Origin of the sequence: Pseudomonas eutrophicaquae (assembly GCF_023544715.1) — a bacterium.
GTDB lineage: Bacteria > Pseudomonadota > Gammaproteobacteria > Pseudomonadales > Pseudomonadaceae > Geopseudomonas.
Genome location: NZ_JAMJEZ010000001.1, coordinates 1 through 11675, shown reverse-complemented (window position 1 = coordinate 11675; position 11675 = coordinate 1). Strand labels below are relative to the sequence as shown.

At 65.4% G+C, this 11675-nt stretch carries 11 protein-coding genes; 1 reads left to right on the top strand and 10 read right to left on the bottom strand.

The genetic code is table 11. The features are described from left to right. Window positions 1-26: 26 nt before the first annotated feature. The 10 genes from MXC11_RS00055 to MXC11_RS00010 form a co-directional block, all read right to left on the bottom strand. A complete protein-coding gene (locus MXC11_RS00055; protein WP_250003665.1) occupies window positions 27-749 on the bottom strand; it encodes a PqiC family protein in 723 nt (240 codons plus the stop codon). Between the two features lie 8 nt (window positions 750-757). Next, window positions 758-1705 (bottom strand): MlaD family protein, encoded by a 948-nt coding sequence (locus MXC11_RS00050; protein ID WP_250003663.1) that lies wholly within the window; start codon window positions 1703-1705, stop codon window positions 758-760. Further along, the gene (locus tag MXC11_RS00045; protein WP_250003661.1) at window positions 1702-2481 is read right to left on the bottom strand and encodes an ABC transporter ATP-binding protein; all 780 of its coding nucleotides are present in this window, start codon (window positions 2479-2481) and stop codon (window positions 1702-1704) included. The genes MXC11_RS00050 and MXC11_RS00045 overlap by 4 nt, the downstream gene beginning before the upstream one ends. A 2-nt stretch (window positions 2482-2483) precedes the next feature. Next, complete coding sequence (locus MXC11_RS00040) at window positions 2484-3620, bottom strand: ABC transporter permease (protein ID WP_250003658.1); 1137 nt, start codon at window positions 3618-3620, stop codon at window positions 2484-2486. Window positions 3621-3639: 19 nt separating this feature from the next. Next, window positions 3640-5889: a DNA topoisomerase IV subunit A gene (gene parC / locus MXC11_RS00035; RefSeq protein ID WP_250003657.1), complete on the bottom strand. Its 2250-nt coding sequence runs from the start codon at window positions 5887-5889 to the stop codon at window positions 3640-3642. Between the two features lie 108 nt (window positions 5890-5997). Further along, window positions 5998-7893 carry a DNA topoisomerase IV subunit B gene (gene parE, locus MXC11_RS00030; protein WP_250003655.1) on the bottom strand — a complete coding sequence of 632 codons (1896 nt, stop codon included), beginning with the start codon at window positions 7891-7893 and terminating at the stop codon, window positions 5998-6000. Window positions 7894-7947: 54 nt separating this feature from the next. Next, window positions 7948-8535, bottom strand: coding sequence for a YqiA/YcfP family alpha/beta fold hydrolase (locus MXC11_RS00025; protein ID WP_250003653.1), 588 nt, complete (start codon window positions 8533-8535; stop codon window positions 7948-7950). A gap of 70 nt (window positions 8536-8605) precedes the next feature. Beyond that, window positions 8606-9418, bottom strand: coding sequence for a 3',5'-cyclic-AMP phosphodiesterase (gene cpdA, locus MXC11_RS00020; protein ID WP_250003652.1), 813 nt, complete (start codon window positions 9416-9418; stop codon window positions 8606-8608). 59 nt (window positions 9419-9477) lie between these two features. Beyond that, window positions 9478-9951 (bottom strand): DUF1249 domain-containing protein, encoded by a 474-nt coding sequence (locus MXC11_RS00015; RefSeq protein WP_250003650.1) that lies wholly within the window; start codon window positions 9949-9951, stop codon window positions 9478-9480. Further along, window positions 9942-10559, bottom strand: coding sequence for an NUDIX domain-containing protein (locus MXC11_RS00010; protein ID WP_250003648.1), 618 nt, complete (start codon window positions 10557-10559; stop codon window positions 9942-9944). Before MXC11_RS00010 ends, MXC11_RS00015 begins: the two co-directional genes overlap by 10 nt. Before the next feature lie 171 nt (window positions 10560-10730). Between MXC11_RS00010 and MXC11_RS00005 the strand changes: the two genes are divergently transcribed. Next, window positions 10731-11483, top strand: coding sequence for an RsiV family protein (locus MXC11_RS00005; protein WP_250003646.1), 753 nt, complete (start codon window positions 10731-10733; stop codon window positions 11481-11483). Window positions 11484-11675 lie beyond the last annotated feature (192 nt).

Here is an 11675-nt window from a genome sequence, read left to right as displayed (position 1 = left end):
GGGCATCGCCCGCGCAGAGCGCGTACTCAGAAGCGATAGACTTCGACCGGCGTCGAGACCGGGGAGACTGGCGAGCGGCGGGTGCGCTCTTCGCGGGTGACGGAAGATGCCGTGCGCGGCGCACGCCGTGATGTGGTCGCACCCGCCTCCTCGCCCAGCAGCGTCTCAGGCAAGGCCTTGATGGCCTGCGCCAGACGCTCGGCCAGTTGGTGCAGCAGCTGGCTCTGCATGCGGACCTGATTGACCAGCGATCCGGTATGCGGATGCTCAAGGCGCAGCACCTGGCTGTGACGCATCGTGCCTGCGGCATCCAGCAAGCGCCACTGCGCTTCCAGCACGGCTGGCTGATCGGGCCCGGCATCAAAGCGTGAAATGCTGAGCAGCACCTGCACCTGCGGCGTAAAGCCGACCCGATCCGGGTAGAGCGCCACCTGGCTGCTGCCGGTCCGAACGGACAGCTCGCGCAGCAGCACGCGGGCGATGTCGTCCTCAAGGCTACCGGCCCAGCGCGCCGCGCCACCGAGCTGCAGATTACCCTCAAGCGTGCGCTGCACCACCACCTCGCGCTGCAGGTAGTCCGCCACCTCCAGCGGCCCGAGCAGGATGGCCGGGCCCTGATTCTCGGCCGCCAGCGCCAGCTCACTGGAGGTCTGCAGTTGATAGAAGGCCGAGGGCGGCGTCGAGGCACAGCCGCCCAGCGCCAGCAATGCTGCCAGACAGCCCATCCGGCTATAGGGCGCTATACGCATGGAATGGTTCACCGTTGCTTGCCAAAGATAAGGGATTCAGGGTGCTGCTCGAGACTCTCGACCGTGCGCTGCAGCGCCTTGCTGCTGCGGGTCAGGGCCTCCAGGGTGGAGAGCAGCTGGTACTGGTTTTCCGACTCCGGCCCCAGACCGCGGCGCAAGTCGTGCGCCAGTATATCCATCTGCTCCAGCGCCAGGCGCGCACTGTGCATGGCCTGCCGGGCATCGTCCAGCGCCAGACGCAGTGACGCGCTGCTGTCGCGCGCCTCACTCAGGATCGCCGGCAGCTGCGTCTGCAAGGTGCCGCTCAGTTGCTCCAGATGCGCCAGGCTGCGCCCGAGATTCCCCAGCCCCTGCCCCAAGGCGGGCGAGGTGCTGAAGCGCTCCAGCGCCTGCAGACTGTGATGCGCCGATTGCACCAGCTCGCGCAGCGGCATCTCACGAAGGCTGGCCAGCAACTCGCGCAGCACATCCGCCGCCTGATCGACCCGCGACGGCACACTGGGAATCACCGGCAGATCCAGCGCCTGGGGATCGCCCAGATACCCCGGCTGGCCCGGAAACAGGTCCAGCGCCACGATCGACTTGCCGGTCAAAAGACTCTGGGTCTGCAACTGGGCGCGCAACCCACGCTCGATCAGTGGCTCCAGCACCGGGCCGATCGCATTGCGGCTGCCCGCCAGATTCGGCTGGATGCGCAGCACCACCGGGATCATCACCTCTTGCAGCTGCTGATCGTAGGCCAGGCGAATCTCCCGTACGGTACCGACCTTGACCCCGCGGTAGGTGACATCCGCACCGACATCCAACCCATCGAGGCTGCCGGTGAAGTACACCGCGTAGTCGCTGGGCTGGCTGAACCAACTGTCGCGGGCCAGCAGCAGCAGACCGGCCGCCAGGAGGGCGATGCCGCTGAGCAGAAAAGCCCCGATCCAGAAGGGTTTGCGGGTTTCGTTCATCGGTGGATCTCCCGGGTTGCAGCCGGCGCTCCCTCACCCCGGCGCAGAAAGCGCTGCACGACCTCAGGGCCATGCGCCAGCAGCTCTGCCAGCGGACCAAGGGCCGCTTGGGTGCGGGTCTGGTTATCAAGAAACAGGCAGGTATCGGCCACGGCAAAGATGCTCGGCAACTCATGGGTGACCAGCACGATACTGGCCCCCAGGCTGTCGCGCAGCTCAAGAATCAGCTGATCCAGCGCCTGCGAGCTGAGCGGATCGAGCCCGGCCGAGGGCTCATCAAAGAACAGGACCTGCGGATCCAGCGCCAATGCCCGCGCCAGCCCTGCGCGCTTGCGCATGCCACCGGACAGCTCGGCCGGATACAGCCCCTCGCAGCCCGCCAGACCGACCAGCGCCAGCTTGAGGGCGGCTAGCTCGTCCAGCTCATCGCCGCTCAGGTGCGGGTGATAGGTGGCCAGCGGCAGGGCGATGTTGTCGCGCAGGGTCATGCCGCTCCAGAGCGCACCGTCCTGATAGAGCACGCCGAACTGGCGTTGCAGCTGGGCGCGCCGAGCGCTGTCTTGCGCCCAGAAATCCTCGCCATGCAGCCGCATGCGCCCGGCCAGTGGCCGGTTGAGGCCGATCAGGTGACGCAGCAGGGTGCTCTTGCCGCAGCCGCTGCCGCCCATCACCACGAACACCTCGCCACGGCGCAGGCTGAAGTGGATATCGCGCAGCACGACCTTTTGCCCGTAGCCAGCGCTCAGCCCCTCCACCTGGATCACGCACTCTTCCATGCTCAGATCCCCAGTTGCGTGCAGATCAGCGTGATCAGCGCATCGCTGACCACCAGCGCGACGATGATGCTGACCACCGCATGGGTGGTCGCCTGCCCGACTGCCTGGGCATTGCGGCCACAGGCCAGCCCGTAGTGGCAGCCGATCAGGGCGATCAGCACGGCAAACACCAGACTCTTGAAGAGACCGAGCAGAAAATCGGTCAGGGTCAGCATCTCAAGACTCTGGCTGAGGTACAGCGGCGCCGAGATGTCGAAGAGCCCCGCCCCAATGATGAAACCGCCGAGAATGCCCAGTGCATCGGCAAACACGCACAGGATCGGCATGCTCACCAGCAGCGCCAGCAGGCGCGGCAGGACCAGAAATTCCAGCGGCGGGAAGCCAAAGGTGCGCAGGGCGTCGATTTCCTCGTTGGCCTGCATGCTGCCGAGCTCCGCCGCATAAGCCGCGCCGGTACGCCCGGCCATGATTACCGCGGTCATCAGCGCGCCCATCTCGCGGGTCATGCCGATGGCTACCATGTTGGCGATATACAGCTGGGCGCCGAAGGCCTGCAGCTGGGCGGCGCCAACGAAGGCCAGAATCAGCCCGACCAGGGTGGCAATCAGCGCAACGATCGGCAGCGCCCCCGGCCCGCATTGCGCCAGCGCTGCGGCGAAATCCTGCCCGCGCATCCGCGCCCGACCACGCAGCAGACGCCCCAGCCCGAGCAGCACCTCACCGATGAAGATGCAGGCCTGGCTCAACGCCTGCTGACGCTGCAGCACCTGCCAGCCCAGCCGGACCAGCAGGGGCTGATGCACCAGCAGGGGCTCGCTGACCTGCGTGGAAGGACGACTGGCCAGCTGCAGCAGCCGGGCGACCCCTTCGGGCAGCGCCTGGTACTCGAGGGTGTGGCCGTGCGTCTCGGCCAGGCGCTGCAGGCGGCGCAGTACCGCCAGCAGGCTGCTGTCCCATTGCCCTAGCGCCTCCAGCTGCACACACAGACGCGCAGGCTTGCTGGCCTGACTGTGCCAGACGCTCAGCAGATCCGGCTTGGACGCGGCCAGCGTCCAGTCGCCGTGCAGCGCCAGATGCAGCACTCCGTCCTGCTCGCCCGCCCAGCACAGCGCGGCCCGGGGGCGGCTGGCTTCCTGCATATCCAACTCCTCGGGTGGGTTATTCGACCAGCAAGGCATCGACCCGCTGGAAACCACGCGGCAACAGACTGCCGCGCCGGCCACGCTCGCCGCAATAATGCTCCAGATCGCTGCCGCGCAGCGACAGGGTACGCTTGCCGGCCTGCAGCACCAGCGTAGCGCCGGCGGGCAACACTTGCAGATCGACGACATACTCCTCACGGCGCGCCACCCGCTCACCGGGAATCCCGATGATCTTGTTACCCTTGCCCTTGGCCAGCTGCGGCAGATCGCTGACCGCAAATACCAGCAGACGCCCCTCGCTGGTCACCGCGGCCAGCTGCTCGCTGCTCACATCATTGAGCCGACGCGGCGCCATGACCCGCGCACCCTCGGGCAGGCTCAGCAGCGCCTTGCCCGCCTTGTTCTTGGCCAACAGATCAGCGCCCCGCAGCACGAAACCATACCCCGCATCCGAGGCCAGCACATACAGCGCGTCCTCATCCGGCAGCAGCAGACACTCGAAACTGGCCCCTGCCGGCGGACTCAGCCGGCCGGTCAACGGCTCACCCTGGCCACGCGCCGAGGGCAGCGAGTGGGCCGGCAGCGAGTAACTGCGCCCGGTGGAATCCAGGAAGACCGCCTGCTGGTTGGAGCGCCCCGGCGCGGCAACACGGAAGGCATCACCGGCCTTGTAGGACAGCCCCGCTGCGTCGATGTCATGCCCTTTGGCGCAGCGCACCCAGCCCTTCTCCGACAGCACCACGGTCACTGGCTCGCTGGGCAGCAGCGCCGCTTCGCTCAGGGCGCGGGCTTCGGCGCGCGCCACGATCGGCGAGCGCCGCGCATCGCCATACTGCTCGGCATCCTCAAGCAGCTCCTTGCGCACCAGCCGCTTCAGCTTGGTTTCGCTGCCGAGCAGCGCCTGCAGCTTGTCGCGCTCCTTGGCCAGCGCGTCCTGCTCGCCGCGGATCTTCATTTCCTCAAGACGCGCCAGCTGACGCAGGCGGGTGTCGAGAATGTACTCGGCCTGCAGCTCGCTGAGGCCGAAGCGGGCGATCAGCTCGGCCTTGGGCTGGTCTTCCTCGCGGATGATGCGGATCACCTCATCCAGGTTGAGGAAGGCAATCAGCAGGCCTTCCAGCAGGTGCAGGCGCTTCTCCACCTTGTCGAGGCGGAACTGCAGCCGCCGGCGCACGGTGCCGATACGGAAGGTCAGCCACTCGGCCAGCAACTGGCGCAGGTCCTTGACCTGCGGCTTGCCGTCCAGGCCGATGACGTTCAGGTTGACCCGGTAGCTGGATTCCAGATCAGTGGTGGCGAACAGGTGAGTCATCACCTCATCGGCGTCGATCCGCCCCGAGCGCGGCACGATGACGATCCGGCAGGGATTTTCATGGTCCGACTCATCGCGAAGATCGGCGATCATCGGCAACTTCTTGGCCTGCATCTGCGCGGCAATCTGCTCGAGCACCTTGGCACCGGAGACCTGATGCGGCAGCGCCGTGACCACGATGTCGCCATCCTCGACGCGGTACAGCGCGCGCATGCGCACCGAGCCGCGGCCGCTCTGGTAAATCTTCAAAAGGTCGGCGCGCGGGGTGATGATTTCCGCCTCGGTCGGGTAATCCGGCCCCGGCAGCAGCTCGCAGAGGCGCTCGACCGTGGCCTGCGGCTCATCCAGGAGGTGCACGCAGGCCATCGCCACTTCGTGCAGGTTATGCGGCGGCACATCGGTGGCCATGCCCACGGCAATGCCGGTGGTGCCGTTGAGCAGCAGGTTGGGCAGCCGCGCCGGCAGCACCGCCGGCTCATCCAGCGTGCCATCGAAGTTGGGCACCCAGTCCGCCGTGCCCTGGCCCAGCTCACTGAGCAGCACCTCGGAATAGCGCGACAGACGCGCCTCGGTGTAACGCATGGCGGCGAACGACTTGGGATCGTCCGGCGCCCCCCAGTTGCCCTGGCCATCGACCAGCGGATAGCGGTAGCTGAACGGCTGGGCCATCAGCACCATTGCCTCATAGCAGGCCGAGTCGCCGTGCGGGTGGTATTTGCCCAGTACGTCGCCGACGGTGCGCGCCGACTTCTTGTGCTTGGCATCGGCGGACAGGCCCAGCTCGCTCATTGCATAGACGATGCGCCGCTGCACCGGCTTCAGGCCATCGCCGATATGCGGCAGGGCGCGGTCCATGATCACGTACATGGAATAGTTGAGATAGGCCTGTTCGGTGAACTCGGCCAGCGGACGACGTTCGACGCCGTCCAGGCTCAGATCGAGGGATTCACTCATCTGCGTTCTCAGAAAACGGGTGTATTCAGGGCGCGCCCGCCGAGGGCCGGCACGCCGGAGGAAGGCCTGCTCAGCCGCGACCGCGGGTGCTCGGCGAAGAGGGCCGCATCACAACAGCACCTCGGCCAGATTGCCCTTGCGCTCCAGCCAGCTCTTGCGATCGCCGGCGCGCTTTTTGGCCAAAAGCATGTCCATCAGCTCGCGGGTGCCATCGAAATCATCCAGGGTCAGCTGCACCAGGCGGCGGGTGTTGGGGTCCATGGTGGTCTCGCGCAGCTGCAGCGGGTTCATCTCACCGAGGCCCTTGAAGCGGGTGACCTGCGGCTTGCCGCGCTTCTTCTCGGCGACCAGGCGCTCGAGGATGCCGTCGCGCTCGGCCTCGTCCAGCGCGTACCAGACCTCCTTGCCCAGGTCGATGCGGTACAGCGGCGGCATCGCCACGTAAACATGCCCAGCCTCGACCAGCGGGCGGAAGTGGCGGACGAACAGCGCGCAGAGCAGCGTGGCGATGTGCAGACCGTCGGAGTCGGCGTCGGCGAGGATGCAGATCTTGCCGTAGCGCAGCTGGGACAGGTCCGCAGAGCCCGGATCAATGCCGATCGCCACGGCGATGTCATGCACCTCCTGGGATGCCAGCACCTCGCCGCCATCGACTTCCCAGGTATTCAGGATCTTGCCGCGCAGCGGCATGATCGCCTGGAACTCCTTGTCGCGCGCCTGCTTGGCGCTGCCGCCGGCAGAATCCCCTTCCACTAGGAACAGCTCACCGCGCATCGGGTCTTGCCCGGCGCAGTCGGCCAGCTTGCCGGGCAGCGCCGGGCCCTGGGTGATCTTCTTGCGCTCGACCTTTTTACCGGCTTTGAGGCGCCGCCCGGCGTTGCTGATCGCCAGTTCGGCCAGGGCCAGACCCAGCTCGGGATGGGCGTTGAGCCACAGGCTGAAGGCATCCTTGACCACCCCGGAGACGAACGCCGCCGCCTCGCGCGACGACAGCCGCTCCTTGGTCTGCCCGGAGAACTGTGGCTCCTGCAGCTTCATCGACAGCACGAAGGCGATGCGCTCCCAGATATCCTCGGGCGCCAGCTTGACGCCGCGCGGCAGCAGGCTGCGGAACTCGCAGAACTCGCGCATGGCATCCAGCAGACCCTGACGCAGGCCGTTGACGTGGGTGCCGCCCTGGGCGGTGGGGATCAGGTTGACGTAGCTTTCCTGCACGCTCTCGCCGCCCTCCGGCAGCCACAGCACCGCCCAGTCGACCGCTTCGGTGTTGCCGGCGAAGTTGCCGACAAACGGCTCCTCGGGCAAGCGGACGAACTCGCGCACCGCATCGGTGAGATACGAGCGCAGACCGTCCTCATAGCACCACTCGACTTTCTCGCCGCTGGCCTTGTCCTCGAAGGACACACTGAGCCCCGGACAGAGCACTGCCTTGGCTTTGAGCACATGCTTGAGGCGGCTGATCGAGAACTTTGCCGAGTCGAAGTAGCGCGGATCCGGCCAGAACTGCACGCTGGTGCCGGTGTTGCGTTTGCCGACCGTGCCGACCACCTGCAGCTCGCTGGCCTTGAAGCCATCGGCAAAGCAGATGGCGTACTCGTTGCCATCGCGTCTGACGCGCACCTCGACGCGGGTCGACAGCGCGTTGACCACCGAGATGCCGACGCCGTGCAGGCCGCCGGAGAACTGGTAGTTCTTGTTGGAGAACTTGCCGCCGGCATGCAGCTTGGTGAGGATCAGCTCGACGCCGCTGACGCCCTCCTCCGGGTGAATATCCACCGGCATGCCGCGGCCGTCGTCGATCACCTGCAGCGAGTGGTCGGCATGCAGGATCACCTGCACGCTTTTCGCGTGGCCGGCCAGCGCCTCGTCGACACTGTTGTCGATGACTTCCTGGGCCAGGTGGTTGGGACGGCTGGTGTCGGTGTACATGCCCGGGCGCTTGCGCACCGGGTCGAGGCCGGAGAGGACCTCGATGGCTTCGGCGGTGTAGCTGGTAGTGGCCATGAATGCGGTATCTGTCTGGCGAAAGGAGTGCCCGCGCAGGATGCGGGGCGCAATTCAGGGGCGGAGCAGGCCGGCGAAGGCCAAGAGCTCTGGGATGCGCGCGGCAAAGCCCTGGTAGCTGTGGTCACCGCCCTCCTCGATCTCTAGCGTGCAGGCGCGGTAGTAGTCGGCGGCGTCGCGGTAGTCGAGGGTCTCGTCACCGGTCTGCAGCCAGACCACGAAGCGCTCGGGGTCACGAGGCGGTGGAACTTCCAGCGCCGCCAGTGCCTCGACGTGGGCGGCGGTCAGCTCCCAGCGCTCGCCGCTGTAGAAGTTCTGCTGCGGGCCGAGGTAGCGCTGAAAATAGCGCTGTACACGCACCGCCGGGTTGATCAACAAGGCCTTGAGGCCATAGCGCTCGGCGAGATGGGTCGCATAGTAGCCACCCAGGGAGCTGCCGACCAGCGTTACCCGGCCCTCGGCGGCGCAGATGTGCGCCTCGAGCAGGGTCATGGCCTGGCGCGGATCATGGTGCAGGGCCGGAATCTGCAGCTGTGCGGCCAGGCCACGCTGCGCGCAGGCGGCCATCAGCTCGCGCGCCTTGTGGGAGGCTGGCGAGCTGTTGAAACCATGAATGTAAAGCAGGGTAGGCAGAGCCGACATGGTGGATAAATCCGAAGCGCTGTATGGATGTACAAGCAAACCATGATCCGGACGGCAGCTTCAAGCCGGATCAGTAACCACGCTGCAGATCCGGCTGCCAGGCAAAGTGTGCCAGTCGCTCAACCCCGGTATGCAGCTGGCCATCGGCATCCAGCCGTAGCCAGCGATAACCCGGCAGTCGCTCATCGATTGCGAAGTCCACGCTATTGGGAGCGAACTGTACACAGGTCGAGGGGCTGGCCAGCAGCCGTACCCCCTGTCGCCACAGATCGACTTCCTGATGCACATGACCGAACAGTATGGCCTTGAGGTTGGGGTACTGGTCGGTGATAGCGAACAGTGCCTCGGCATTGTTCAGGCCTATCGGATCCAGCCAGGCGCAGCCGACCGGCAGCGGGTGATGATGGAAGGATAGGAGGACCGGACGACCATCAGCCCCCTGTAGCGCCTGCTCGAGCAACGTCAGTTGTGAGGCATCCAGATGCCCTGCCACCTGTCCAGCCTGGCTGGAGTCCAGCAGGATCAGTCGCCAGCTCCCCAGATCCACCACCGTATCCCGGCGCGCGTCATCGGCGCAGAGCGCCTGCAGCACATCGGCTTCATCGTGATTGCCGGGGTACCAGCGGGCCGGGGCCTGCAACGGGCGGGTCAGTTCGGCAAAGCGCTGGTAGGACGCCACCGAGCCGTCCTGGGAGAGATCACCGCTGGCCAGCAGCAGATCGATGCGCGGGTGGCAGGCAGCTACCTGTGTCACCACCTGACGCAGGCTTTCTGCGGTATCCATGCCCAGCAAGGTGGCATCGGGCGTACCAAACAGATGGCTGTCGGTGAGCTGTATCAGCCACAGGCTGCGCTCGGGGGCGGGTGCAGGATCGGCAGACACGCACGGACTCCCTGTATCAAGAAATGGAAAGAATCAGGCCATGCCCAAGGGTGCTGGTTTCAGTGCTCAGGCGTCAGCGGTTGCCAGTGCAGCGGCTCATCCAGTGGGTAGCCGGTACGCAGGCCATGGGTCAGCCACTCGCCGAGGAACAGATTGAGCTGCAGCTTCTCATCCGGCTGGTGCATCGCGGGATTGGGATAGGCATAGCGGGGCCTCAGGGTGCGGCAGTGCGCCGCGGAAATCACCTCGGCCATCCGTGCATCATGATAGACACGCACCTGCAAAAGCGGTGCCGGCAACCAGGCGTATCCGCCCTCCTCGCGCACCTCAACCAGACTGGTGTAAAGCCCGCAGGCCGTGGTCTGCAGCCACAGCACCTGGGTGGCGGGCGGTCCATCCAGTGCAATCCGCCGCTGGCTGGTCTGTTCACGCATGCGCGGCAACAGACTCAGCAGACGCGCATAGTTGGCCTCGCAGGTGGCCTGAAGGCCTGGCAGATCGACCCGATAACGCTCAGCCAGCCTCATGCCCATCGACGCCTGACCTCATCACGGTTGAGTTGCAGCCACTGCAGGGCAATGATGCTGGCCGCATTGTCGAGTCGCCCGGCATGCATGGCGGCCAAGGCGCCTTGGAAGCTCAGCACCTGAACGCGGATATCCTCACCCTCCTCCGCCAGTCCGTGCAATCCACCGGCATGCTGGCTGTCGCAACAACCAACGAAAAGATGCACACGCTCATCGGATCCACCCGGCGAGGGGTAATAGGTGGTCAACGGCCACAACTCAGTGAGGGCAATGCCCGCCTCTTCTCGGGCCTCACGCATCGCCACCGCCTCGGGTGATTCGTCTGGATCGATCAGCCCTGCAACCAGCTCCAGCAGCCAGGGATGCTCGCTCTTGGTCAGTGCACCGACGCGGAACTGCTCGACCAAGACCACCTCGTCGCGGCGCGGATCGTAGGGCAAGACACAGACGGCATCCGGGCGGATAAAGAGCTCTCGACTGATCTGCGGCCCCATCCCGCCCGCGAACAGACTGTGGCGCAGATGGATCCGGTCAAGGGCGTAAAATCCACGAAAACAGGCTTCACGCTCGATGATGTCTACCTGCAGGTCGCTGGACTGCGTCGTTGGGGGCATGAGCAATACCTGTAATCTGGGCTGTCCTGGCAAGAGCAGCGGATGGTCATGGAACGTATCCGCGCACGTTGCGGGGACTCGCCGCGCATTTTAACCCTGCAACCCCCTTACGTCGCTGGGCGGATTGCATCGAAAATGTACAACCACTGCTGTCATGCCTTTGGAGACCTCATGCAACGCACTACTCTTCTTGCCCTCGGCTGTCTGCCCTGGCTGACGGCCTGCCAGTGGTTGCCGAATATGCCGGGATGGCCAGCCACAGAATCACAGCTGCAGCCGCGGTCCATCAACTGGGAGCGCCAGGCGGCAGGCTGCCAGGGCGAACTCTGCAGTCTGCTGCATGTAGAGAGCCTGAGCTTTCCCGGTGAGCCTGAACTGGATGCGCTGATTGAGGCGCGTCTGCTGGAGCTGGCACTCTCGGAAGAGGCAACACCCGGGGCGCGCTCACTGCTCGAGCATGCCGGGCGCTTGCTGCCCAATGCACCGGAGCGCTGGCAAAGCTGGCTGCAGGCCAAGCTGATCGATCAGCATGGGGATGTGCTGGTGGTCGAGCTGTCCAGCTATCTGTTTACCGGTGGCGCACATGGCATCCCGGGACGCGGCTTCATCAATTACTCGCGCAGTCGTAAACAGGCGTTGAGGCTGACGGATATTATCCTGCCCGGCCGGGAAGATGCGTTCTGGAATCTGGCGCGTGCCGCCCGGCGTGCCTGGCTGCAGAGTGAGGGGTTGGATCAAGATCGTGATTTTCAAGCCAGCTGGCCGTTCGTGATGACGGACAATGTCGCCTTGCTGCGTGATCGCATACAGCTCAAGTATGACGTCTATGCCATGGCGCCCTACTCGATGGGACATCCGGTGCTCGATATCCCTTATGGCCACTTGCAAGAGGTATTGCGCCCGGAGTTTCTGCCAAAGCCCTGAAAAGACTGGCGGCTTCGCACCGGTGGAGCCGCTGCCTTCGCAGGGTGCTGGGAGCCAATTTGACCGGTTTTAGTATTTCCCGCGCAAAGACAAACCCCCGACCAGCATGCGCGGGTCGGGGGTTTGGGATAGGTGCTTGACGATGACCTACTCTCACATGGGGAGACCCCACACTACCATCGGCGATGCGTT

Coding starts and splice junctions, on each gene's coding strand:
- parC (WP_250003657.1), bottom strand. CDS start 5,889: ATGAGTGAATCCCTCGATCTGAGCCTGGACGGCGTCGAACGTCGTCCG.
- MXC11_RS00010 (WP_250003648.1), bottom strand. CDS start 10,559: ATGCCCCCAACGACGCAGTCCAGCGACCTGCAGGTAGACATCATCGAG.
- MXC11_RS00025 (WP_250003653.1), bottom strand. CDS start 8,535: ATGTCGGCTCTGCCTACCCTGCTTTACATTCATGGTTTCAACAGCTCG.
- MXC11_RS00055 (WP_250003665.1), bottom strand. CDS start 749: ATGCGTATAGCGCCCTATAGCCGGATGGGCTGTCTGGCAGCATTGCTG.
- MXC11_RS00015 (WP_250003650.1), bottom strand. CDS start 9,951: ATGGGCATGAGGCTGGCTGAGCGTTATCGGGTCGATCTGCCAGGCCTT.
- MXC11_RS00050 (WP_250003663.1), bottom strand. CDS start 1,705: ATGAACGAAACCCGCAAACCCTTCTGGATCGGGGCTTTTCTGCTCAGC.
- parE (WP_250003655.1), bottom strand. CDS start 7,893: ATGGCCACTACCAGCTACACCGCCGAAGCCATCGAGGTCCTCTCCGGC.
- MXC11_RS00045 (WP_250003661.1), bottom strand. CDS start 2,481: ATGGAAGAGTGCGTGATCCAGGTGGAGGGGCTGAGCGCTGGCTACGGG.
- MXC11_RS00005 (WP_250003646.1), top strand. CDS start 10,731: ATGCAACGCACTACTCTTCTTGCCCTCGGCTGTCTGCCCTGGCTGACG.
- MXC11_RS00040 (WP_250003658.1), bottom strand. CDS start 3,620: ATGCAGGAAGCCAGCCGCCCCCGGGCCGCGCTGTGCTGGGCGGGCGAG.